The 22,759-nt window shown below is 37.6% G+C and carries 25 protein-coding genes and 1 tRNA gene; 23 read left to right on the top strand and 3 right to left on the bottom strand.

Annotation, left to right across the window (positions count from 1 at the left end; all coding sequences use genetic code 11):
• Nucleotides 1-80 precede the first annotated feature (80 nt).
• Nucleotides 81-1,685 (top strand): phosphoenolpyruvate carboxykinase (ATP), encoded by a 1,605-nt coding sequence (gene pckA / locus NSIN_RS00130; RefSeq protein WP_101008800.1) that lies wholly within the window; start codon nucleotides 81-83, stop codon nucleotides 1,683-1,685.
• 2 nt (nucleotides 1,686-1,687) lie between these two features.
• On the opposite strand, the gene NSIN_RS00125 is transcribed toward pckA, so the two are convergent.
• Nucleotides 1,688-3,712 (bottom strand): S8 family serine peptidase, encoded by a 2,025-nt coding sequence (locus NSIN_RS00125; protein ID WP_101008799.1) that lies wholly within the window; start codon nucleotides 3,710-3,712, stop codon nucleotides 1,688-1,690.
• A gap of 76 nt (nucleotides 3,713-3,788) precedes the next feature.
• Between NSIN_RS00125 and NSIN_RS00120 the strand changes: the two genes are divergently transcribed.
• From NSIN_RS00120 to NSIN_RS00035, 18 genes are all read left to right on the top strand, one after another.
• Nucleotides 3,789-4,412 carry a superoxide dismutase gene (locus NSIN_RS00120; RefSeq protein WP_101008798.1) on the top strand — a complete coding sequence of 208 codons (624 nt, stop codon included), beginning with the start codon at nucleotides 3,789-3,791 and terminating at the stop codon, nucleotides 4,410-4,412.
• Between the two features lie 68 nt (nucleotides 4,413-4,480).
• Nucleotides 4,481-4,903, top strand: coding sequence for a prefoldin subunit alpha (gene pfdA, locus NSIN_RS00115; RefSeq protein ID WP_101008797.1), 423 nt, complete (start codon nucleotides 4,481-4,483; stop codon nucleotides 4,901-4,903).
• A gap of 11 nt (nucleotides 4,904-4,914) precedes the next feature.
• A complete protein-coding gene (gene ftsY, locus NSIN_RS00110) occupies nucleotides 4,915-6,258 on the top strand; it encodes a signal recognition particle-docking protein FtsY (RefSeq protein ID WP_101008796.1) in 1,344 nt (447 codons plus the stop codon).
• Nucleotides 6,255-7,169 carry an ornithine carbamoyltransferase gene (argF, locus tag NSIN_RS00105; protein ID WP_101008995.1) on the top strand — a complete coding sequence of 305 codons (915 nt, stop codon included), beginning with the start codon at nucleotides 6,255-6,257 and terminating at the stop codon, nucleotides 7,167-7,169. Before ftsY ends, argF begins: the two co-directional genes overlap by 4 nt.
• A 48-nt stretch (nucleotides 7,170-7,217) precedes the next feature.
• The gene (locus tag NSIN_RS00100; protein ID WP_101008795.1) at nucleotides 7,218-7,706 is read left to right on the top strand and encodes a 50S ribosomal protein L18; all 489 of its coding nucleotides are present in this window, start codon (nucleotides 7,218-7,220) and stop codon (nucleotides 7,704-7,706) included.
• On the top strand, nucleotides 7,703-8,338 hold the full coding sequence (locus NSIN_RS00095; RefSeq protein ID WP_101008794.1) for a 30S ribosomal protein S5: 636 nt from the start codon (nucleotides 7,703-7,705) through the stop codon (nucleotides 8,336-8,338). The genes NSIN_RS00100 and NSIN_RS00095 overlap by 4 nt, the downstream gene beginning before the upstream one ends.
• Before the next feature lie 8 nt (nucleotides 8,339-8,346).
• Nucleotides 8,347-8,814: a 50S ribosomal protein L30 gene (locus tag NSIN_RS00090; protein WP_101008994.1), complete on the top strand. Its 468-nt coding sequence runs from the start codon at nucleotides 8,347-8,349 to the stop codon at nucleotides 8,812-8,814.
• 1 nt (nucleotide 8,815) lies between these two features.
• Complete coding sequence (locus tag NSIN_RS00085) at nucleotides 8,816-9,238, top strand: uL15 family ribosomal protein (protein ID WP_101008793.1); 423 nt, start codon at nucleotides 8,816-8,818, stop codon at nucleotides 9,236-9,238.
• Nucleotides 9,235-10,674 (top strand): preprotein translocase subunit SecY, encoded by a 1,440-nt coding sequence (gene secY / locus NSIN_RS00080; protein ID WP_101008792.1) that lies wholly within the window; start codon nucleotides 9,235-9,237, stop codon nucleotides 10,672-10,674. Before NSIN_RS00085 ends, secY begins: the two co-directional genes overlap by 4 nt.
• Nucleotides 10,661-11,251, top strand: coding sequence for an adenylate kinase (locus NSIN_RS00075; protein WP_101008791.1), 591 nt, complete (start codon nucleotides 10,661-10,663; stop codon nucleotides 11,249-11,251). The genes secY and NSIN_RS00075 overlap by 14 nt, the downstream gene beginning before the upstream one ends.
• A complete protein-coding gene (locus NSIN_RS00070) occupies nucleotides 11,241-11,873 on the top strand; it encodes a DUF106 domain-containing protein (protein WP_101008790.1) in 633 nt (210 codons plus the stop codon). Before NSIN_RS00075 ends, NSIN_RS00070 begins: the two co-directional genes overlap by 11 nt.
• Before the next feature lies 1 nt (nucleotide 11,874).
• Entirely contained in the window at nucleotides 11,875-12,459 is a 585-nt protein-coding gene (locus tag NSIN_RS00065; protein WP_101008789.1) for a cytidylate kinase-like family protein, read from the top strand.
• Nucleotides 12,431-13,429 carry an RNA-guided pseudouridylation complex pseudouridine synthase subunit Cbf5 gene (locus tag NSIN_RS00060; protein WP_101008788.1) on the top strand — a complete coding sequence of 333 codons (999 nt, stop codon included), beginning with the start codon at nucleotides 12,431-12,433 and terminating at the stop codon, nucleotides 13,427-13,429. Before NSIN_RS00065 ends, NSIN_RS00060 begins: the two co-directional genes overlap by 29 nt.
• Nucleotides 13,430-13,455: 26 nt before the next feature.
• Nucleotides 13,456-13,899 carry a hypothetical protein gene (locus NSIN_RS00055; RefSeq protein WP_101008787.1) on the top strand — a complete coding sequence of 148 codons (444 nt, stop codon included), beginning with the start codon at nucleotides 13,456-13,458 and terminating at the stop codon, nucleotides 13,897-13,899.
• A gap of 81 nt (nucleotides 13,900-13,980) precedes the next feature.
• Nucleotides 13,981-14,078: transfer RNA gene (locus NSIN_RS00050), tRNA-Ser, on the top strand.
• Nucleotides 14,079-14,164: 86 nt separating this feature from the next.
• Entirely contained in the window at nucleotides 14,165-14,512 is a 348-nt protein-coding gene (locus tag NSIN_RS00045) for a DUF488 domain-containing protein (protein ID WP_101008786.1), read from the top strand.
• Nucleotides 14,513-14,563: 51 nt separating this feature from the next.
• Nucleotides 14,564-15,160 (top strand): MarC family protein, encoded by a 597-nt coding sequence (locus NSIN_RS00040; protein WP_101008785.1) that lies wholly within the window; start codon nucleotides 14,564-14,566, stop codon nucleotides 15,158-15,160.
• 93 nt (nucleotides 15,161-15,253) lie between these two features.
• Complete coding sequence (locus tag NSIN_RS00035) at nucleotides 15,254-15,514, top strand: hypothetical protein (RefSeq protein ID WP_101008784.1); 261 nt, start codon at nucleotides 15,254-15,256, stop codon at nucleotides 15,512-15,514.
• 13 nt (nucleotides 15,515-15,527) lie between these two features.
• Here NSIN_RS00035 and NSIN_RS00030 read toward each other — a convergent pair whose 3' ends face one another.
• Nucleotides 15,528-16,493, bottom strand: a complete 966-nt coding sequence (locus NSIN_RS00030) for a 2-hydroxyacid dehydrogenase (protein WP_101008783.1) — start codon at nucleotides 16,491-16,493, stop codon at nucleotides 15,528-15,530.
• Nucleotides 16,494-16,784: 291 nt separating this feature from the next.
• On the opposite strand from NSIN_RS00030, the gene NSIN_RS00025 reads away from it, so the two are divergent.
• The 3 genes from NSIN_RS00025 to NSIN_RS00015 all read left to right on the top strand — a co-directional run bounded on the left by NSIN_RS00025 (nucleotide 16,785) and on the right by NSIN_RS00015 (nucleotide 20,162).
• The gene (locus NSIN_RS00025) at nucleotides 16,785-18,698 is read left to right on the top strand and encodes a 2-oxoacid:ferredoxin oxidoreductase subunit alpha (protein WP_101008782.1); all 1,914 of its coding nucleotides are present in this window, start codon (nucleotides 16,785-16,787) and stop codon (nucleotides 18,696-18,698) included.
• The gene (locus tag NSIN_RS00020) at nucleotides 18,688-19,653 is read left to right on the top strand and encodes a 2-oxoacid:ferredoxin oxidoreductase subunit beta (protein WP_101008781.1); all 966 of its coding nucleotides are present in this window, start codon (nucleotides 18,688-18,690) and stop codon (nucleotides 19,651-19,653) included. The genes NSIN_RS00025 and NSIN_RS00020 overlap by 11 nt, the downstream gene beginning before the upstream one ends.
• A 74-nt stretch (nucleotides 19,654-19,727) precedes the next feature.
• A complete protein-coding gene (locus NSIN_RS00015) occupies nucleotides 19,728-20,162 on the top strand; it encodes a hypothetical protein (RefSeq protein ID WP_101008780.1) in 435 nt (144 codons plus the stop codon).
• Here the strand turns inward: NSIN_RS00015 and NSIN_RS00010 are convergent.
• Nucleotides 20,155-20,682, bottom strand: coding sequence for a hypothetical protein (locus NSIN_RS00010; RefSeq protein ID WP_101008779.1), 528 nt, complete (start codon nucleotides 20,680-20,682; stop codon nucleotides 20,155-20,157). The two genes, NSIN_RS00015 and NSIN_RS00010, sit on opposite strands and share 8 nt — an antisense overlap.
• 434 nt (nucleotides 20,683-21,116) lie before the next feature.
• Here NSIN_RS00010 and NSIN_RS00005 point away from each other — a divergent pair.
• The coding region (locus NSIN_RS00005; protein WP_165775205.1) for a YncE family protein at nucleotides 21,117-22,759 on the top strand (1,643 nt) is incomplete at its 3' end.

Below are 22,759 nucleotides of genomic sequence, written 5' to 3'. Positions count from 1 at the left end.
TTACAATAAATACGTTTCTTGTTTGGGTTTGCATGATCCGAAGAGATAATAAGGATTTTCATAGGAAGTCGACTTACCAGATGATAGAGGATTTGGAGCCTACGATCACTCGTCACGTTGTATCGCAATTGGAGCAAATGGGCATTAAACCCGCAAAGATCCAGAGAAATTTGCAGGTGGATGCACTCATTGATTTAATTGAAGAAAAAAATGAAGGAATTCTGACTGCAAATGGGGCAATAGCAGTAAAGACTGGAAAATATACTGGAAGATCACCTGATGACCGTTTCATAGTGGATGACTCTCAAACTCATGATACTGTTGACTGGGGAAAAATCAATCACCCATTCCCAGATGATAAATTTGATAAATTATACCAAAAAATGAAGCAATACATTCAAGGAAAGGAGATCTTTATCTTTGATGGATTTGTAGGTGCTGATACAAAACACAGACTACCAATTCGAATCATAACTGATCATCCTTGGCAAAGCCTGTTTGTAAGGCAATTATTCATACGACCAACTCCATCGGAATTGGAATCCCACAATCCTGAATATACTGTTATTGCATTAAATGATTTCAAGGCAACTCCTGAAACAGATGGCACAAGGACTGATGCCTTTATCATTCTAAATTACTCAAAGAAAGTCGTACTGATTGGTTCTACATCCTATGCTGGAGAGATAAAAAAATGCATGTTCTCTGTCATGAACTACATCTTGCCATCACGTGGTGTTTTTCCTATGCACTGTTCTGCTAATATTGGAAAAGGAGGAGACACAGCTTTGTTCTTTGGGCTTTCCGGTACAGGAAAGACTACGTTGTCTGCTGATTCTAATCGTAGGTTGATTGGTGATGATGAACATGGATGGTCTGATACTGGCGTCTTTAATTTTGAAGGTGGATGCTATGCAAAATGCATCAATCTAAACAAGGAAGCCGAACCTCAAATTTGGGACGCAATAAGATCAGGTGCTGTGCTTGAGAATGTAGTGATTGACAAATCTACAATGATGCCTGACTTTAATGATGGCAGCCTCACAGAAAATACCAGAGCCGCTTATCCTCTTGATTACATTCCTGGTGCTGTGATACCTAGCTTGGGAGGAAATCCCAAGGTGATAATATTTTTGACTGCTGATGCATTTGGCGTGTTACCTCCGATAGCTCGTCTGACAAAGGAAGGTGCAATGTATCACTTTATGTCTGGATATACTAGCAAGCTTGCAGGAACTGAGAGAGGAATCACTGAACCAAAAGCTACTTTCTCAGAATGTTTTGGTGCTCCTTTCATGTCACGACATGCATCAGTTTATGCAAAACTCTTGGGAGAAAAAATAACCAAGCACAATACTATAGTATATTTGATAAACACTGGCTGGTCAGGCGGACCATATGGAATTGGAAAGAGAATGAATATTCATTATACTAGAAGCATGGTTACAGCAGCATTGTCAGGCGAGCTGGACAAGGTTCAGTATAGGCATGATGATGTGTTTAATCTTGATATTCCTGTAACATGTCCAAATGTTCCATCTGATGTACTAAATCCGAGAAACACTTGGTCTGACAAGGATGCATATGACTCGTCTGCCAAAAAGTTGGCTCAGATGTTTGTTGATAACTTTAAGAAATTTGGCAACGTGGCACAAGAGATAGCAAATGCTGGACCGTACACCTGATTTTATCTGCGTCTTAAAACAAGTCCAACTACAACTGTAATGATCATTATACTTGAAATGATCTCTATTTGTTTTAGTGGGATTTGCAAAATGTTTTCAATGTCAAAATAATTTCTTGTGATGTGGTTTACAGTCAATGTTTGATATGCATAGTCTGTTTGATTTCCTACTTTGATGTCTGCTTGAATCCAATATTCTCCTATATCATCAATGAAAACAGTCTTGTAACTCTGTGGTGTAATTCCAATTGTTTTTGTGTCATGTGAACCGGTCTTTGTAACTGATATCTTTGCATATGACCATTTTTCTGGATAATTGATTGCAAATCTCATTGATGTGTCATTTTGGTTAGCTACTAGGGTGCCTTTTGTTACATGGACCAGAACGGGTATACGGTATGATATTTTTGAATCATCAACTAGTATGAATCCTTCATAATCTCCTTGCATTTTTGACTTGTCTGTAATTTCTACATTTATGGTATCATTGTTAACAGAATGTTTGAAGATTAAATCTGGATTACTTGACAAAAATTGAATCTTCAATTGCGGGATGGTGTCATTATTGATTGTCTTCAAGTGTAATGTCTTGGTTTGATTTGGCATATCATATGACAGGTCGTAGACTAGTTGGTGAGGGGTGATTATCAAATTTGCATAAGTTGCTCTTGTAATGTTTAGTCTACCGCTACCTGCAACCTCGATTGGAAATGTATTCCCATATGCGTCTGTGACAGGATCAGTTGTTGTGGTTATCAGGGATGCTATCTCTGTGGGGTCCAAATATGGATGTTCTTGCAGTAATATGGCGACTGCTCCTGTGACATGAGGTGTTGCTATGCTTGTTCCGCTAGTCAAGTTGTACTTTCCTCCAATTGTTGTTGTGTTAACATAAACTCCTGGCGCTACAAGATCTGGTTTTATGTAAAATGGAGAAACTGGTCCGCGTGAGCTAAATGGTGCAACAAAATCTGGATGATAAAATATGTCAAGGCTGGCTATTGTATTACTTTTTATGGATTCTTGCAACCTTGATCCGTCATAGCCTGACATTGAAATGACTGGAATTCTTGGACTATAGTTTTTAGTTGCATTTGGTCCTGCTATTTCTCCGTAGAAAATTCCGCTTTGATTGTTAAATATGATTAGGCCTTTTGCGCCCCTGTCTGCCGCATTTTTTTCTTTCTCTGAGAAAAATACTTTTTCTCCCTTGATGTCACTGCCTCGTTTTTCAAGTAATATGGAATTTTCCACATCAAGGTCTTTTAGATCTGATACTCTACCATATCCTCCATAAACAATTTTGCCTTGTATTGTATTTTCTAAAATGCTGTCACCTAACATTGGCATTACGCTGTATGATTTGTTGCCAATCTTTAGAGTTGATACGATGCTTGATGCTATGTTGTTGTAGGTTGCACCTACTGTTATTGCATTGAAATCTCTTCCAGGACTTCCAATTGTCTCATTGTCTGGTCCGTTATTTCCAGAAGCTGTAACTACGACAACTCCATTTTGTACTGCCTCGTCAACCATATTCTCTAATTCGTCATTGGTTTTGTTTACTCCTAAACTTATGTTGATTACATTCATCTTGTCTTTTATTGCAGATGATATTGCTTCAACGATATATTCTGATGAGACTGCCTCACCTGTAGAGGAGACTTTGTATGAAAATAACTGTGATCTTGGAGCAACTCCGACAAAACTTCCATTGGCACCAATTATTCCTGAAACTTCAGTACCGTGACCGTTTACGTCTAATGGTTTTTGATCTGAATTGACAAAATCATATCCGCCGGCAATTCTGCCTGTTGGTCCATATCCTAGTAAATCTGGATGGTGGAAATCAATTCCTGTGTCTATTACTCCTACTTTGATTCCTTGACCATTCAAACCATGTTGATTTGGTGACTGGATCCCAACAAGCTTTAGACTCTGTGAAAAATTTTGTTCATGGGAATCTGTGATAAAATATGTGATGGACAAAACCAGAATTAGAGAACAAGCTAGTGATTTGTATGTCACATTGTATGTGGATTGAGACTAGATAAAATGCATTTGCAACAAAAACCATAAATTGCAAGAAATAGTTGAGTTTTTTATGGCAAAATATGAACTTCCAAAAGTACCATACTCGTATGATTCCTTGGAACCGCACATTGATGCAAAGACAATGGAAATTCATCACACAAAGCATCATCAGGCATATACTGATGGTTTGAACAATGCGCTTGCAAATGTAGGTGCTGAAATTCAAAACATGGAACTAACCAAGTTGTTGTCAGACTTGAATCAGGTTCCAGAAACTGTTAGAGGTGCCGTAAATTTCCATGGAGGTGGTTATGAAAACCATGCTCTATTCTGGAATAGTATGAAGCCAAGTGGTGGTGGAAAACCGGGCGGTAGCTTGCAAACAGCTATTGATTCTGTGTTTGGAAACTTTGACAGCTTCAAAGAGAAATTTGTTAAAGATACCATTGCTATACAAGGAAGCGGCTGGGGTTGGTTAACTTACAATCCACAGACTAGGAAAGTTGAGTTTACTACAATGCCAAACCAAACAAGTCCACGTACCAAAGGTCTAATACCCTTGTTGGGTCTAGATGTTTGGGAGCACGCCTATTACCTCAAGTACCAAAATAGACGAGCAGACTATGTGAACGCTTGGTGGAATGTAATAAACTGGGATGAAGTCGATTCACGACTCTCCAAAGTAAAGGCATAATTCCTTTCTTCTTTTTGTTTTGCTCTTTTTCAGAATGAATTTATAGTCAACAAGAGAATTTTTTGCAAATGAGTGAAGAACAGGCCCAAGCATTGTTGCAGCAAATGCAGTCACTTGAAACATATCTAAATGATCTAGTGCAGCGAGAAACCACTGTAATGAGACTTGTACAAGAAGCAGTAAGTGCAGTGGATTCTGTAAAGGGAATGAGTGGAAATGTTGATGTTGAAACTTTGGTACCTGTAGGTCTTGGAGTATATGTCAAGGCGAAAATAAATCCGGAACAAAAAATGATTGTAAATATTGGTGCAGGTGCAGCAATTGAGCAAGACAAGAATTCAGCAATTAATTATTTAGAGTCTAGGATAAAGGAACTTGAATTAGTGTTACAGCAATTGGCTGGACAAAGAAATGAGGTCTCTATGCAACTAGAACGGGGACAACATGAAATGAACAAACTTATACAATCCGGTCGCAGTTCCCCACAGTAAGGCAATAAAACATGTTTGAGAAACTACGTAATGCATTTTCATTAGCTGCTAAAAGTTTTGGGGAAAAAGAACTCAAAGAGAAAGACATCGATGAAGTTTTGTTTGAGCTTGAAATTGCATTGCTTGAATCAGATGTTGCGACTGAAGTTATCGATTCGATAAAAGATGATTTGAAAAAACAACTGATTGGTTCAACTGTCAATAAAGACAAGATTGCAGAGACAGTAAAACAAGAACTACGAAAAAGTATCTCAAATATGTTCAATGATGCTGGAACTGTTGACATTTTATCAAATATTCAGAAAAAAAAGGAAAAGGGAGAACCGTATATCATATCTTTTATGGGGATAAATGGAACTGGTAAAACCACCACCATTGCTAAATTTGCAAATCTTTTGCGTGAAAACAAGTATTCTGTAGTAATTGCTGCTGCTGATACCTATAGGGCAGGTGCAATCGAACAAATAAGTGAGCACGGGAAACGGCTCAACGTCAAAGTTATTGCACAAAACTATGGTTCTGATCCTGCTGCAGTGGCAAGAGATGCGGTCTTGTATGCCAAGTCTCACAAGATAGATTGCATTCTCATTGATACTGCAGGACGAATGCAAACTAGCAAAAATTTGATGGACCAGATATCTAAAATCAACAAGGTAGTAAATCCTGATCTAAAACTGTTTGTAGGGGATTCTCTTGCAGGAAATGATACTGTCAGTCAAGCAAGGGAGTTTCACAATTACACAAAATTTGATGGTGCCATACTGACAAAAAGTGATGCTGATGCACGTGGAGGTTCTGCGATTTCTATTGTTAAGGTTACTTCCAGTCCTATTCTCTATTTGGGAGTAGGACAAGAATACTCTGATTTGAAATCTTTCAACAAGGAGGTATTTTTAGAAACTATCTTTGGTCCAGAAGAATCTGTTGAGGAAATAAAGAAAAAACCAGAACCTAAAGTTGAACTAAAACCAGAACCTAAAGTTGAACTAAAACCAGAATCTAAAGTTGAACTAAAACCAGAATCTAAAGTTGAACTAAAACCAGAAAGGTCCACACAAGAAATATCTAATGATGACCCATTTGTTGGAATTTCAACACAGGACATTGAGAAATATTCTGATATCTTTGATGTATCGCCTCCTGAAAGTGATGATCAGGCACGAAAACTTGCTGCTGACATTAGAAAATGGATTTCTGCAGGACGTCCAAAATCAAAACCAAAGGATGAACCAAAATCTAAACCAGAACCAGAGATGAAAACCAAAGATGAATCAGAGGAAGAAGACGAAGTAGACTCTGAAAAAGATGAGAAGCCTATAAAGAAGCGCTCATTATTTGGATGGCTAAAGAAATGAAAATTCAAACAAAAGATCTTCTTACACTAAATGAATTAAGTAAAAATGAATTACTTGGCATAATTGAAAATGCTATAAAATTAAAAAAAGATCTAAAAAAAGGAATCTCAAAGCCTGTTCTTAAAAATAAGACACTTGCTATGATTTTCCAAAAACCCTCAACACGTACAAGGGTTAGTTTTGAAACTGGAATGTTCCAACTTGGTGGACATGCTCTTAATTTGTCTGCTGATGATTTACAACTAAAAAGGGGTGAAACAATTGAAGATACTGCAAAAACACTCTCACGATATGTCGATCTGATTATGGCTCGAGTGTATTCACATGACGAAGTCGAAATGTTGGCAAAAAATTCGACAGTCCCTGTAATTAATGGTCTCTCTGATTCATTTCATCCGTGTCAGATATTGGCAGATCTCATGACCATACAAGAAAAAAAGAAGAAACTCAAAGGACTGAAAATTGCCTGGATAGGAGACGGAAACAATGTATGTAATTCTATGATTTACGGATGTGCAAAGACATCTATTGATATTCATATTGCAACTCCTAAAGGATACGAACCAAGTCCTGATGTAGTTAAAGAATCAAAAAAACTCACAGACGTTCAATTGGTAACTGACCCAGTATTGGCAGTAAAAAATGCTGATGTAATAGTGACTGACACGTTTGTATCGATCCATCACCAAGCAACTGATAGAACAAAAGCTTTCCTGCCTCGCTTTCAAGTAAACTCTGATCTAATGAAAAAAGCAAATCATAACGCAATTTTTCTTCACTGTCTTCCTGCAAAAAGGGGTCAAGAAGTTACAAGTGAAGTCATAGACGGCCCACAATCTGTGATATGGGATGAGGCAGAAAATAGACTACATGCACAAAAAGCGCTCATGGCCTCACTAGTTCGAGTCTAACGTTTATAAGAGCTTCACCAAAATTTTTTGTAAATAGGATTAGTACATATGGCATATTCACAAATATTACGCAGATCTCGGGAAGAGAAGACCAACTATAGGAAGAGAAGACATCTTCTTATGGGTAGAAGAGACTTTATCACAGTTCAGATATCTAATGAAAATACTCTTGTGCAAATCCATAAACCAGAAATGGAAGGAGATAAGGTGCTTTCATCTGCTCATTCTAGATCGCTTCTAAACAAAGGATGGAAGGGATCACGAAAAAGTATCCCTGCAGCATACCTAACTGGTTATCTTGCAGGCAAAAAGGCACTCGCCAATGGGACTAAGAGTGCTGTACTATATACTGGTACTAGAAAATATACTCAAAGAATCGCAGCCGCATTGAAAGGAATAATAGATGCTGGCCTTGAAGTGCCTGCAGACGCCGAAACTTTTCCATCTGACGAGAGGATTAGTGGAAAGCATCTCAAAATTGCAAATGAGATCACTAAAGTGAAATCTGCAATAGATAGTGAGGTTAAATCCAAATGAGCAAATCAGAACAAAGATCAAGACCACCACGAAAAGAACCAGAACAAGTATGGACTCCACGAACCAAGCTGGGAAATCTAGTTGCAACTGAAAAGATCACAACTATGAAAGAAATTTATGAAAATGGTTATCGTATTCAAGAAGCAGGAATTATCAAGAAATTATTGCCTGGAATAAAGACTGAAGTAATTGATGTTGGTATAGTTCAAAAACAGACAACTAACGGTGAATATACTAGATTCAAAGCACTTGTTGCAGCAGGAGATGAAAATGGTTGGTTGGGAATAGGACAAGGAAAATCAAAACAAATGAGAATTGCAATTGAAAAGGCAACAAATCAAGCTTATCTTAATGTAAGTCCAGTAAAACTTGGCTGTGGAAGTTGGGAATGTAGATGTGATCAACATCATTCTGTGCCATTCAAAGTAAGAGGAAGAGGTGGAAGTGTGACTGTTGAAGTTATTCCTGGACCAAGAGGTCTTGGCCTTGTAGCTGGTGGAAATATTAGAAATCTTCTAAAATTGGCTGGTTTGAAAGATGCATGGACAAAAAGTACTGGATCTACAAACACTATGACATCTACTTCACGAGCTGTTTTGGACTGTTTGAGACAAACATTTAGTCAGGGTTGAATGAGAAGATGGGTAAAGCTTTCTTAATAGTTAGAATGAAGGGAACCGTTAACGTTCCATACTGGGCTAACACTACGATGGATCTTTTACACTTGGATAAAAGATTCAGAGCTACCATAATTCCAGAAAAAGACAATACAAAAGGAATGCTCAATAAAATAAAGCACTATGTATCATGGCAGGAAATTGATGTATCAACTGCAAAAGAACTATTAGAGAAAAAAGCACGAAAAGGTGGATATCAAAAAATTACTGCTGAAGATATGACTAAACTAGGATTCAAAAGCACTGATGATCTTGCAAAATCACTTGCAGATGGATCTGTCGCATTATCTAAATTAAAACCGCTAAAACCATGGTTTGCATTATCTCCACCAAAACATGGCTTCAAAAGAAATACCAAGAAGATGTATGGAGAAGGCGGAATTCTTGGTAGTCATAAAGAACTCTTAGCACAAGTGAGGTTAATGATGTAACATGCCAACACGAGCAAGAAAAACAAGAAAATATAGAGGAAGCAGACACTGCGGATGGGGACAGATAGGTCAACATAGAGCAAGTGGTCACAAAGGAGGACTTGGCCAATCTGGTTTGCACAAACATCATTTCATACGAATGCTCATGACAGATCCAAGACACTTTGGTCATGATTCTACTCACCCACCACATCCAAATCTAGTTCGAAAATGGGCTAGTGTAAGAGATTTGGATGATATCTATGCTAAATTTGGAAAACAGGAAGGTGGCAAGAAATTGATAGACCTTACTGAACTAGGCTATGACAAGCTGTTGGGAGGAGGACAGACTGAAAATGCTTATGTTGTTAAGGTGGAAAAATTCTCTGCTTCCGCCGAAGAAAAAGTAAAAAGATCTGGTGGAGAGGTGCAAGCAGTAGCGTGACATCTGAAGAAGGAACAACCTCTGCAGGTTTTTTAAGAACAATTATCTCAAAAGCTGAAACCTATATCCCACAAGTACCCAAGCCGAAAAAGAAAGTATCATTACAAGTTCGTTTGATGTGGTGTGGAATTGCATTATTTATCTACATGATAATGGGTCAGACACCTCTTTATGGTGCATCCACACCGTCCTTTGATTTCCTTGCATTTGCAAGAGTAATCTTTGCATCCCAACAAGGTACTTTGATAGAACTTGGCATTGGACCAATAGTTACCGCTGGATTGTTGATGCAACTCCTCAAGGGTTCTGAGATATTTCATCTTGATTTTAAGAAACCAGAGGATAGAGAGTTGTATCAAACTGCAACTAAGATTGTCACTTACATTGTAATCATTGCTGAATCTTCTTTGTACGGGATGGCAGTTTATGGCCCAAGAATGCCAAATCATGAAGCTATCTTCATCTTGGTAGGGCAATTAATCGGTGCATCTGTTATAATCATGTTACTAGATGAACTGGTCCAAAAAGGATGGGGACTTGGTAGTGGAATTAGTTTGTTTATCGCAGCTGGTGTGGCACAGCAAGTAATCTGGAGCATGTTCAGTCCTATACCGGCAGGAGACGGTGGTCCAGTAGGTGTATTTGCAAATATTGTACACGGTGCAATACATCATGACTTTAGTAATCTGTTCTTTAGGGCAAATCAATTGCCTGGAATATTTGGATTGCTGATAACTGCAGGTGTTCTGTTAATTCTTGTATATACTCAAGGAATCAAAGTAGAGATTCCAATTGTATCTACCAAGTATAGAGGATTTTCAGCAGTATATCCAATCAAGTTAATGTACGTATCCAACATTCCTGTAATCTTGGCATCTGCACTTACAGCAAACGCTGTATTTGTGGGCCAGATAATGTGGGCTAACTTTAACCCGCGAAACGCAAATCCTTTCCTGAATTTCCTTGGAATGTTTGATCCTACCTCTCCATCCACTCCTACAGGTGGTATTCTTTACTATGTTACTGCACCACGTGGATTGGATATAGTGGCACTTGATCCAACCAGAGCTGTTCTCTATATTTTATTCATGATTGGAATTGTGGTTCTATTTGGAAGATTGTGGATTGAACTTGGAGGCTTGTCAGCAAAAAGTGCTGCCAAGAACTTGTTAGATGCAGAGGTTCAGATACCTGGATTTAGACGTTCAAACCAACCAGTTGAAAACCTACTCCAAAAATACATTCCATCTGTTACCATTATCGGTTCTATCATACTTGGACTATTAGCAGGTACCTCAGATGTACTAGGAACATTCGGATCTGGAACAGGAATGTTGTTGACAGTTGATATCTTGATTAACTATTACAATTTACTTGTTCGTGAAAGAGTCGAAGAAGTAATGCCTACTCTGGGTGCATTGCTTGGCAGAAAGTAAGAGAATCATCATTGTAGGAATTCCAGGAGTAGGTAAAACTACTGTCGTATCAAAGGTAGTGGAGTTACTAAAAACGAAAAACATCAAAGTAAGTGTTTCAATATTTGGCACCGTCATGTTTGATGAAGCAAAAAAGAGGGGAGTGCAAAATAGAGACGATCTCAGAAAACTATCTGTAAAAGAACAAAAGGAATTACAATCTACTGCTGCACGAGCAATTTCGTCAATTACTGATGATGTAGTAATTGTGGATACACATGCATTCATTTCTACAAATGAGGGATTTTACCCTGGGCTTCCACATAATGTATTGGAAATTCTCAATCCTGATAGTTTTATCATGATAACCGCACGACCTGAAGAAATTTACAATCGCAGAATGACTGACACTACTAGAACAAGAGACATTGTATCAATAGATGCAATAAAAAAAGAACTTGATGTAACAAGTGCAATGCTTTCTACATGTTCTATACTATGTGGTTCTCCAATCAAGATGGTTCTTAATACTGAAGGTAAAGTTGATGAGGCGGCACGAGGCATCATAAGTGCAATGGGGTATAACCATGGAACATAGTCTAATTCTTAATTTTCTCAATTCTATCGTACTACAGATACCTGGTCTAAGTAAGGGACCACTAGGAAGTGCAAATCCAATTGTAAAGGGAATGATTCCTTCTGCACTTGGAATCATGTCTATCTCAATAGGTCTGAACTTGCTAAATGCAGTGATCAAAAGAAAGATGGTTGACCAGGAAAAACTAAAGCGACTGCTAAAAGAAACACGTGCTTGGCAGAAAGAAAGAATGGCTGCATTCAAGTCAAAAGACCAGGCAAAAACTGATGAGCTTAATAAAAAATCTGCATACATGAACAAGATGAACATGGAAGTGATGCAGATGAACATGAGGCCAATGATGATTACTTTTCTTCCATTGATTTTGATCTTTTACTTTGTTCTTCCGCCTTTGTTCTCATACACTGTAGCTATATCTCCAATATCTCTGAACTTTATTCCGGGAGGATTTTTTGAGCTTACTTGTACTGCCGCAAAAGTAGCTGAATCGCAGTTGGCAGGTCATCCACATGTATGTCAACATGTAAATGAATTGTATTTCTGGGCTTGGTATTTCCTTTCTTCTGCTGCCTTTAGTGGTATCATAATGCGAGTTACAAAAACTACAATGGATACAAGCTAAATTGCTCCGTTCAGTAATAATTTCTGGTCCTCCAGCCATCGGAAAGACTACGATAGCAAAAGGTTTGGGAGAAGAATTTGGACTCAAATATCTAAGTGGAGGAGATGTGCTCAAAGAGATGGCAAAAGATCAAGGATTTGAAACTGATAGGGATGATTTTTGGGATACAGAAGAAGGAATGAACTTTCTTAATATCAGAAAAGGAAATCCTGAATTTGACAAACAAGTAGATGAAAAATTAAAAAAAATATTTCTTACTGAAGATGTAATAATTACAAGTTATACTTTGCCATGGTTGGTACAAGACGGAATAAAAATCTGGCTTGCAGGATCTCATGAAAACAGTGCAAAAAGAATGACCATGAGAGATGATATCTCCATGTCTGATGCTCTTGAAATTGTTAAAAAAAGATATGATGAAAATAAGACTCTATATCACAGACTCTATGGGTTTAATTTTGGCGAGGACTTGTCTGTGTTTAGTATAGTGATACATACTGATGACCTTGGACCTAAACAAGTTCTTGAACAAGCAAAAAGTGCGGTAAAAAAATACTATGACTCTCAAACAATTACAAAATCTTAGAGTAATAGACCAAGACATCACTAATGATGCTCATGGGACATATTATGATAAAAGATCAATTGAGCAATTATTGGAGTATGGTTTTATCTTGCTGGACAAGCCAAATGGTCCTACAAGCCACGAGACAGTGGCATGGGTAAAAAAGATTCTACATGTGCCAAAAGCAGGACATAGCGGTACACTTGATCCACAAGTGTCTGGAGTCTTGCCAATAGGGTTTGGTGAGGCAACTAAAGCGCTTATAGTGTTATTGTTGGGACCTAAAGAATATCATGCACTTGGAAGACTGCATGTACTTCCTCCACAAGAAAAATTATCTGATGTGCTCAAACAACTTACTGGCAAAATATTTCAAAAACCACCGCAACGCTCTGCAGTGTCAAGGCAAACTAGAATACGACATGTATATGAAATTGAAGTAGTAGAACAAAAGGAAAGATTGTTGCTTCTTAGAATTTTATGTGAAGCAGGTACGTATGTGAGAAAAATATTCTATGATATGGGTGAAATTCTCAGTGAGGGTGCAACAATGATTGAACTTAGAAGGACCAGGGTGGGACATTTCAATGAAGAATCTAATCTTGTAAAGATGCATGATCTTGTTGATGCATATGCATTATGGAAAGAAAATGGGGATGACACAAAGCTTCGAAGAATAATCATGCCAATAGAACTTACATTAAGTGAGATAAAGTCAGTTGTAATACGGGACTCTGCAGTAGATGCATTATGTCATGGTGCGCAACTTGCAATACCTGGAATTTTGGAAATATCTTTTGGACTAAAACGTGGAGATCTGGTGGCAATATACACTCAGAAAGGAGAGGTTGTTGCACTGGCAGAGGCAATATTAAATGAAGATGAAATTGTTGAAAATACAAAAGGATTTGCTTTTAAAATAAAGAGAATAATCATGGCTCCTAATACGTATCCGAAGAATTGGAGATCAAAGGCTGTAGTTAACAGTTAAAAGGGAATCAACTTAAAATTTTCAAGTTGATACCAAAAGGTGCTGCTATATTTTTTATAGTTGGTTTGATAGCAGCTGGATTTTTAGGAATTTACTTGTCTCACATTGCAAATCAAATTCCTGTGTTGGTGTATGTGAGTGGTCCGTCTCTTACCGTAATACCTGACAAGATAAACTATCACATGGGAGAACCAGTCAAAATCCGAGTGATAAACTCAGGAACTGTGCCTCTTTTGTTTTCTGATTCATCATATGGTGTCAAAATTGAGCAACTTGATGGCACTGTGATATATTCTCCAGTCTCTGCTCAAGTTGTATCAAAACTAGAACCAAAGGAGGAAAAGATCTTTGTTTGGGATCAGACTAAAAATGATGGAAGCAAAGCATATCAGGGAAGATATCGTATAGTTTCAAGTACAAATGATTCCAACATGTTGAGGGAATCTGTTACAATAAACATCCTCAAGTAGTTGTGATATGGTGAAAAAATTACCCTTCTCTTACAGTAATATATGGTAGGTTTTGCAACGAAATTGAATTGGCGAAATAATGCCGGGGTCGCCTAGCCTGGTAGGGCGCGCGCCTGGAAATTCATTACCATAAAGCGCGTACTCGCAAGGGTTCGAGAGTTCAAATCTCTCTCCCGGCGCCTCTTAATTCCAATTCTTTTTGCTTGAAAATCACAATATGTCATAAATTCTATAACGTGGATTCTAAACGTTAGAGAAATAATCTATGATCAAAATAAAGAGAATTTATGAAAAATATTCTGCCGATGATGGTTTTCGAGTATTGGTTGATAGGCTATGGCCTAGAGGAATATCCAAGCCTCATTCACATGTAGATCTATGGCTAAAAGAAATAGCGCCAACAAATGACTTGAGGAAATGGTTTTCACACGATGCTGCCAAATGGAAGTCCTTTGAAATAAAATATCGTAAGGAATTACAAGAAAACAAAATGCTGATTGAGACTATCAAAGATCTTGAAAAAAAGCACCACACCATCACGCTACTTTTTTCTGCAAAAGATGAGCAACATAACAATGCTATGGTTTTACAAAGGTTTATGCTTGATATGTAGTGAATGATGGAAACACAATGACTGAAATAATTCGAATGTTATACTAAAAACATGGTCCAAGATTTTCTAGCAGATTTGGTAAAATCAATAGTAACACTACTTGTAGTTATTGATCCAATTGCAAGTGTGCCTATAATAATTGCGCTTACCGGAAAAATGGAAAAGAAACAGAGGACCTCTGTCTCAAATGTTACTATAGTGACTGTAGCAATTCTTCTCTTTGTTTTTGCATTTGTAGGATCTACAATTCTTTCCACTTTTGGCATCTCAATATTTAGTTTCATGATTGCAGGAGGAGTGTTACTCTTTCTTGTTTCAATCGAATTGTTGACACATGGCGAATGGAGATTTGGAAGTCAAAGCTTGCAAGATGAATCTGGGATTGTACCACTAGCTTTTCCGCTGCTTGCAGGGCCTGGAGCTCTAACTCTGGTAATATTGTCCTTTGAAACATACGGTATGTGGGTTACTATAATCTCAATTGCCGTTGTATTAGGCATAACCTATGCAATTCTCAGATCAGTTTCTCCAATATATCGACTGCTTGGAAAGAGAGGCTCGATGATTGTGACAAGGATATTTGCAATCATAATAGCTGCATTTGCAGTCCAGTTTGTGATTGATGGAATAAAGCAAGTATTTCATTGATTTTTGGCATCTACAACTTGATTTCCAAAAATGTATATGAATACAAACAAAATATTGTCAAAGATTAATATTCCAAAATACAAAAAATAATTCATGTTTCCAGAACGTTGCTCCATACGGGAAAAGGGAAGAGATTGTCCAATGCCGCCTGAATTTGCGATATCTGTCAAGTCAAATGATGGGGAGTATATGGTTGGGGTCACATGTGATAGGCACAAAGCTGCATTTACAGAAAAATTAACATTATTGCAAAAAGATGGTAAAGTACCACAAGGGACAATCAACTTTACTGGATTGAAACCTGTGGGTACTAGTTGTATCAAAGTAGATCCAGATGAATTAATTCAGTTGTAATGATTTTGTATTGTTAATTTCCTTTTACTTGATAAATTGGCTTTTTGTCCGAAAGTGCATATATTAAATTTTTAACTGCAATTTCAGCCATCTGTTTTCTTGTTTCTACTGTTGCACTTCCACTATGCGGCATCAGTATTACATTATCAAGTCTTGTTAATGGATTCTTGGAATCCGTAGGTTCTTTTTGAAATACATCAAGAGCTGCGCCTGCAATTATTTTTCTTTTCAATGCTGCTACAAGATCTGTTTCATCTATTATCTTGCCTCTTGCAGTGTTGATAAGAAATGAAGTATTTTTCATCTTCTTGAGTAATTTCAGATTTACAACTTTGTCTGTTTGTGATGTATGAGGAGAATGTATGCTGACTACATCACTAGTTCTAAAAAGTTCGTCAAGTGATACGTATGTTACTTTTAATTTCTTTTCCTCTTCTTTTGATAAGCGAGTTCTATTATGATATATTATGTTCATCTCAAAACCTGCTGCTCTTTTTACCACTGCTTTTCCTATTCTACCCATTCCGAATATGCCGAGAGTTTTTTGATACAGGTCAGTTCCGAGAAACTCGTATGGGCCAAATATTGTCTTCCATTTGTTGTTGCGAATTAGTTTATCTCCTTCTGGTATTCTTCTAAACAGAGATAGCATTAGAGCCATTGTAAGATCTGCAGTGGCCCGAGTCAATACTTCTGGTGTGTATCCTACTGTGATGCCTCTCTTCAATGCGGTTTTGACATCTATGTGGTCATAGCCCACACTATATGTTGAAATTGCCTTGAGATTCTCTCCGGCATTTATGACCTCTGAGTCTATGATGTCATAAGGATAGCAAAGAAGGCCATCTTTGTCCCCTATCTTTGACATCAATAGTTTCTTTGGCATTGGAATCTTTCCAGTATGTATTTCTACACTGTGTTTTTTTTCAAGTTCTTTTAGAGCAAAATCGTGAATTTTACGTGTAATTAAGATCTTCATTCATACTGGTAAATCAGGAGACGATTTTAAGCGTATTCTGTAACTGGAATTTGATGATTTACAATAACTCATTTATAATTAAACTTGGTAACCATATGTGATTGAAACACAAAGAGGAGTTTGCTATTTGTGTACAGTGTAGGAATCCGCTAGAGAAATGTGTCTGCGTATGTCCTTTCTGTGGAGAGCGTGACAAGTGTGAGTGTGCTTTATTTGATGCTGCTACCGGCGGTTGAATTTGATCTAGGAATTTATAGCATTATTAATATTTGATGAGAGTCTAGATTCTACATGTCCTCTATTGATTTAACTTGGGTTATTGGCGGTCCTCAAGGAGGAGGAGTTGAGACTGCGGCAAATATTTTTGCTGGAGCTTGTGCTGGTTGCGGATTGCAAGTGTTTGGAAAAAGAGAATATTATTCCAACATAAAAGGGGAACACAGCTACTTTGGAGTTCGTGTATCTGACAAAACAATTAGATCTAATGTAAGTGGCATTACAATGCTTGTAGGGTTTGATGCTGAAACAATATTCCGACATGCTGATGATGTATTCGATGACGGTGCAATTGTATACGAATCTGATTTGTCTGCAATAAAAATAGATGAAATACCTACACTTGATGCACCCTTCAAGTCTAGGCTCAAAAAATACCTAGAATCTAAAAACAAACCTTTCACAATACAGGGATTGCTTGATGATTCAAAAGAAAGAGGCGTCATGCTTTATCCTGTATCATTTAAAGAAATTTTAGCTAACTTGTCTGAAGAGACAAAGAATCCAAAAATTCGTGGAATGTTTCGTATGCAAAATGTTCTTGCAGTGTCTGTATCACTTGGATTATTGGGGCTTCCACCTGCTACATTGTTAAAATCTGTATCATCTATCTTTTCTAGAAAAGCAGAGATTGGAGAAATGAATAAGACTGCTGCAAATTACGCATATAATCTTGCTACTGTGAAATATCCAAAATTTAGGTACCAGTTACCCCAAATTGCAAAAAAAGACAGTACCATTCTAGTCCAGGGATTTCAATCTACTGGACTTGGCAAGATAGCATGCGGTTGTAGATTCCAATCCTATTATCCAATTACTCCAGCATCTGATGAAAGTGTGTTTTTAGAATCAAATGAAATATTTGATGTAGAAAACAGTAGGCCTGGATCTACACTAGTAGTACAAACTGAAGATGAAATATCTGCAATTGGTATGATAATTGGAGCAGCTCTTACGGGAACACGATCTGCAACAAGTACTTCTGGTCCTGGCTTTTCTTTGATGGCTGAATCTCTTGGCTGGGCTGGAATAAATGAAGTTCCAATTGTAGTTACATTATACCAGAGAAGTGGTCCATCTACTGGTCTTCCGACAAGACATGGACAAGATGATTTACAATTTGCAATTCATGCAGGACACGGAGATTTTCCAAGGATTGTATATGCATCAGGTGATACTGAAGAAGGATTCTATGATACTGCAAAATGTTTCAACTTTGCAGATGTATACCAAATACCTGTAATACATATGATGGACAAATTCATTGCAAGTACTGTCTCTACCGTTAAAAGATTTGATCCTACAAAAATAACAATAGAGCGAGGAAAACTTTTAGAAAAAATTGACAGTCAGGGATATGTCCGATTTGCACCTTCTCCTGATGGAATATCTCCAAGATCAAGACTCGGGCTAGAGAATGGAATCTTTTGGAATACTGGTGATGAGAGTGACGTGATTGGGCATATATCCGAAGATCCTGAAAATCGCATATACAAGATGGATAAACGTGCACGCAAATTGGATGTCGCACTAGAAAAGATACCAAAAGAAGATCAAGCCGTAAACCACGGAATAGCGGATTATTGCATTGTTAGCTGGGGTTCTACAAAGGGGCCTATTCTAGATGCTATGGAAATGCTCCAAAAGGAGGGGTATAAGGTTGGGTTTATCCAGATCAAAATGTTACATCCGTTCCCTGCACAATATGTGCAATCCTTGCTTGGAGGAGTAAAGACAATCATCGACATAGAAGCAAATCACTCTGGGCAAATGGGCTCACTTGTCAATGAATATTTGGATAGAAAAGTTGACTATTACATATTAAAATACACTGGCAGACCAATGACTTGTAATGAAGTCTTTGATGCTGTCAAGAAAATCATTGATAACAAAGCAGAGAAAAAACAGGTGCTAAAATATGGTGTCTAATGTAGCTGATTACAAAACTGAGGTACACAATGACTGGTGTCCGGGATGCGGAGACTTTGGTATAGTAAGTGCGATACAGATGGCTCTAGCAGAAATGGACATACCAAGACACAAGGCAGCCATATTCTCAGGTGTCGGATGTTCTGGTAAAACCTCACATTATGTCAATACCTATGGAGTTCATACTTTGCATGGCAGAGTGTTGACTTTTTCACAAGGTGCCAAGCTTGCAAATCCTGAGATGACTGTGGTTGCAGTCGGGGGAGATGGTGATGGACTAGGAATTGGTGCAGGACATTTTGTTGCTGCAGGGAGAAGAAATGTGGATATGACTTACATCATATTCAATAATGGAGTTTATGGATTAACAAAAGGTCAGGCATCTCCTACTCTGAAACTTGGATTAAAAACTAAATCTCTGCCAGAACCAAATGTCAATCAATCTGTAAATCCTATTGCATTGGCAATTGCAAGTGGTTATACATTTGTTGCACGCGGATATGCATATGATGTAAGACAACTTAAGGATTTGATAATTGCAGCAGTAAAACATAGAGGATTGTCATTTCTCGATGTATTACAACCATGTCCTACTTACAATGACATCAATACTAGAGATTGGTTTTCGGGAATGGACAATATTGATGAAATTACGAATAAACCCAGGCCCAGAATATACAAGCTTGAGGATACTGGTTATGATGCATCTGTACACATTGATTCTCCGGATGAGGAGAACGAGAAACTTACCCAAGCCTTGATAAAATCAAATGAATGGGATTCCAAGATTCCTACTGGAATATTTTACAAAAATGAGATAATTGCACCATATGATGAAAGAATGTCCGAAAGAATTCCAAATTATGTGGAAAATCCTCCCTCTAATCAAGAAATCTCTTCTGGAAACAAATCAATAACCAACATTTCAAAGATATTGGATTCTCTGCAAGTATAGATAGTGGATATGTTGATTCTTTCTAGTATTGACAGAATCGTTATTAGCATGTTCTGAAGAAGAGTAATTCTAGTTTGAATCTAGAAGAAGTTAACAAAATATTTCGAAAATCAATAATCGATGGATATTTTGAACCAAATCTCGTGAAACTAGATTTCAAAAAATCAAACTTCAAACATCCTACCATAAGAGATGATGGACTGATGCAGACAAACCTGTTACACCTTTTCTTTGATATTGATACAGGATCTGATTATCCTGATGGTGATGAATGGTTTATGGCCGAATTTCTTTTTCCATATGGAATAAAAATTCCAGATAGTCTCAAGGGTCCTGATTATTTTAGCACTTTATCGGTAGGGGAAGGAAAGAATTTTTGGAGACATCGGGAATTAATTCGATACAAATATGGAAAATCAAAGAAACTAGAAGAATCACTTGATTTTATTGAAAAAAAATATCGTGAATTACATTCTATGCTAGAACCTTTAGAAAAAGAAATTAAATAATCTTCCATTCGTTTTCTGTAAAATGATATGTCTGATCCTCTGAATTTGATATGATCTTCCATCTTCCTGTCATGTCGTCAAATTGGTATGATATCTTGATGATGTCAATTGGCATTTTTTTTGGATCTAGGTGATATGGTAATAATTCTAAAACAAAGTCAATCTTGTCTACTGCCGTATCAAATGAATGTCTGTCATCTAGATCTATTGTGAAAATAATATTGGGTTTTCCAGAAAAGCCAATGTAGACACATAAACTCTTTCCTCCACCTCTTCTACGTTTCATTTCTTTTATTATTCCCTTGATCTTCTCCCATCTTTGTATTCCAAACTGTTTGAAGAATTCGTCATTAAATGACCATGGAAATGTGATATCTAATAGAGTTGTAAAGTCATCTTCCTGGGCGGCATTTGGATCCTCTTGTACGTTGAACAATTTGTGTAAAGTGCTATACAACACTTCAGTCTCCCATGGAGATATGCCATAAAATTTCAGGTATAGTGGAAGTTTTGCACTCATTTATGGAATGATAGTGAAAATTTCTAATTAAAGGTTCACTACTGTTGAATAATTTTCTAACTGTGGTTTGTTAATTATTAGGATTCAAACCCTGTAAGATTTGAATGCTCAGACCTGAAATCCTAAAATACGTTTTGATTATCTGTTTTGGTTAATTTTTTCTTTGATCTGGATGCATTTTCAAATGATACCGTGCTGCAGTGGATTTGTGCAATCAAAAACTTGATGGACTAGAATTATTTTTTTAATACTGCACACACCGGTAACATCTAATTTTTTTTAAATGAAATTACACCATCTTCTAAAAAACGATAACTTTCTAATTTTAGAAATTAAAAAACAATCTTTCTATTTTTTGGGAAATTTAGAGGATCCATAATTTTATAAAAAATTGCATAGAACATTCTTATAGTGCTATCTTTAGACTAGAAGAATTGAAATCAGTTTTAGCTTTCGTTTTGATCTTTTCTGTAGTTGTAATGTCTACTGGAACAATTCCTGGTTTGTCATATACTCAAAATGCTTTTGCATCTTCGCCACCATCTGCATCAGTTACGTCGCCTGCCAATGGTGCCACATTAGCGTCTAGCACTGTAACAATAACAGGCACTGCATCTTCCTCATCAAATACTGTAACCAGTGTACAAGTATCAATTGATGGCGCGCCATATGTGACTGCTACAGGAACAACTATCTGGTCTTATACTGCCAATGGACTTGCAAATGGAGTCCATTCTATTACTGCCAAGGCAATAGATAACCAAGGACTGATTGGGTATAGCACAAATGTCCTCACAGGAGCCACAATACCTACAGGTAATGGACAGGAACTAGTCTTTGATCCTGCAAATGGAAATATCTATGTTGCAAATATTGCTCAAGGTACTATCTCTGTAATTAGCAGCACTACAAACCATGTAATAAGCACGATATCTGGAATCCCTGGCCCAACGGGTATTGCTTATGACTCTGTAAACGGTTACCTTTACACAGCAAATTATAATTTTAATAATATTTCTGTAGTAGATACAGCAACCAATCACGTTGTGACCACGATTAGTGCGGGTGGTGTTCAACCATTTGGTGTAGCATATGTTCCAAACGGCAAGATCTATGTTGCCAACACAGGGAGCAACACGGTCTCTGTAATCGATCCTTCGACAAATACTATCGTTGGAACCATTCCTGCTGGTGCTCATCCACAAGATTTCGCATATGATTCTACAAGTCATCTTCTTTATATGACAAACCAAGGATCTAACAATGTCTCTGTAATTGATCCTTCGACCAACACTGTTGTTGCCACAATCTCAGTAGGTATCTCACCAAGAGGCATATCATATGATCCTGCAAACGGTGACATGTATGTTGCAAACTTTAACTCTAACACTGTCTCTATAATCGACACTTCAACCAACACTGTTTCTAGTATTTCTACAGGTTCTAGCGGTGGTCCAAATGGTGTAGCATTTGATCCAGCTAACGGATTTGTCTACGTGCCAGACTTTGCAGGTACGAGACTAAATGTAATAGATTCTGCAACCAACGCTTTCATAAATCCGGTCATACTTCCAAGTGCTCCTTACTATTACTATGCAATATTTGATCCAGTAAACTCTGATATCTACATAACTAGTGGCACTAACGTTGCAATAATCCAGACTCAGACACAATTTACAGTTACAGTGCAGGACACAACAGCACCTGTTGTCACAGTCCCAGCACCAATTACCACATCAGCTACTGGTCCATCCGGTGCTGTAGTAACATTTACCACATCTGCAACAGACCCAGATGACACTGCAGGTCCTGTCCAATGCAACACAGCTTCAGGTTCCACATTCCCAATAGGTACAACCACCGTAACATGTACTTCGACTGATACTAACAGTAACACTGGTACTGCATCATTTACAGTTACAGTGCAGGACACAACAGCACCTGTTGTCACAGTCCCAGCACCAATTACCACATCAGCTACTGGTCCATCCGGTGCTGTAGTAACATTTACCACATCTGCAACAGACCCAGATGACACTGCAGGTCCTGTCCAATGCAACACAGCTTCCGTCCACAC

Source organism: Candidatus Nitrosotalea sinensis (assembly GCF_900143675.1).
GTDB lineage: Archaea > Thermoproteota > Nitrososphaeria > Nitrososphaerales > Nitrosopumilaceae > Nitrosotalea > Nitrosotalea sinensis.
Note: the sequence above shows the minus strand (reverse complement) of the source record. Positions and strands in the feature narration are given on the sequence as shown.

Bases quoted from the DNA above. Each gene is read 5' to 3' on its own strand.
- pckA (WP_101008800.1), top strand. From the start codon at position 81: ATGATAGAGGATTTGGAGCCTACGATCACTCGTCACGTTGTATCGCAA.
- NSIN_RS00120 (WP_101008798.1), top strand. From the start codon at position 3,789: ATGGCAAAATATGAACTTCCAAAAGTACCATACTCGTATGATTCCTTG.
- pfdA (WP_101008797.1), top strand. From the start codon at position 4,481: ATGAGTGAAGAACAGGCCCAAGCATTGTTGCAGCAAATGCAGTCACTT.
- ftsY (WP_101008796.1), top strand. From the start codon at position 4,915: ATGTTTGAGAAACTACGTAATGCATTTTCATTAGCTGCTAAAAGTTTT.
- argF (WP_101008995.1), top strand. From the start codon at position 6,255: ATGAAAATTCAAACAAAAGATCTTCTTACACTAAATGAATTAAGTAAA.
- NSIN_RS00100 (WP_101008795.1), top strand. From the start codon at position 7,218: ATGGCATATTCACAAATATTACGCAGATCTCGGGAAGAGAAGACCAAC.
- NSIN_RS00095 (WP_101008794.1), top strand. From the start codon at position 7,703: ATGAGCAAATCAGAACAAAGATCAAGACCACCACGAAAAGAACCAGAA.
- NSIN_RS00090 (WP_101008994.1), top strand. From the start codon at position 8,347: ATGGGTAAAGCTTTCTTAATAGTTAGAATGAAGGGAACCGTTAACGTT.
- NSIN_RS00085 (WP_101008793.1), top strand. From the start codon at position 8,816: ATGCCAACACGAGCAAGAAAAACAAGAAAATATAGAGGAAGCAGACAC.
- NSIN_RS00070 (WP_101008790.1), top strand. From the start codon at position 11,241: ATGGAACATAGTCTAATTCTTAATTTTCTCAATTCTATCGTACTACAG.
- NSIN_RS00060 (WP_101008788.1), top strand. From the start codon at position 12,431: ATGACTCTCAAACAATTACAAAATCTTAGAGTAATAGACCAAGACATC.
- NSIN_RS00045 (WP_101008786.1), top strand. From the start codon at position 14,165: ATGATCAAAATAAAGAGAATTTATGAAAAATATTCTGCCGATGATGGT.
- NSIN_RS00040 (WP_101008785.1), top strand. From the start codon at position 14,564: ATGGTCCAAGATTTTCTAGCAGATTTGGTAAAATCAATAGTAACACTA.
- NSIN_RS00035 (WP_101008784.1), top strand. From the start codon at position 15,254: ATGTTTCCAGAACGTTGCTCCATACGGGAAAAGGGAAGAGATTGTCCA.
- NSIN_RS00030 (WP_101008783.1), bottom strand. From the start codon at position 16,493: ATGAAGATCTTAATTACACGTAAAATTCACGATTTTGCTCTAAAAGAA.
- NSIN_RS00025 (WP_101008782.1), top strand. From the start codon at position 16,785: ATGTCCTCTATTGATTTAACTTGGGTTATTGGCGGTCCTCAAGGAGGA.
- NSIN_RS00020 (WP_101008781.1), top strand. From the start codon at position 18,688: ATGGTGTCTAATGTAGCTGATTACAAAACTGAGGTACACAATGACTGG.
- NSIN_RS00010 (WP_101008779.1), bottom strand. From the start codon at position 20,682: ATGAGTGCAAAACTTCCACTATACCTGAAATTTTATGGCATATCTCCA.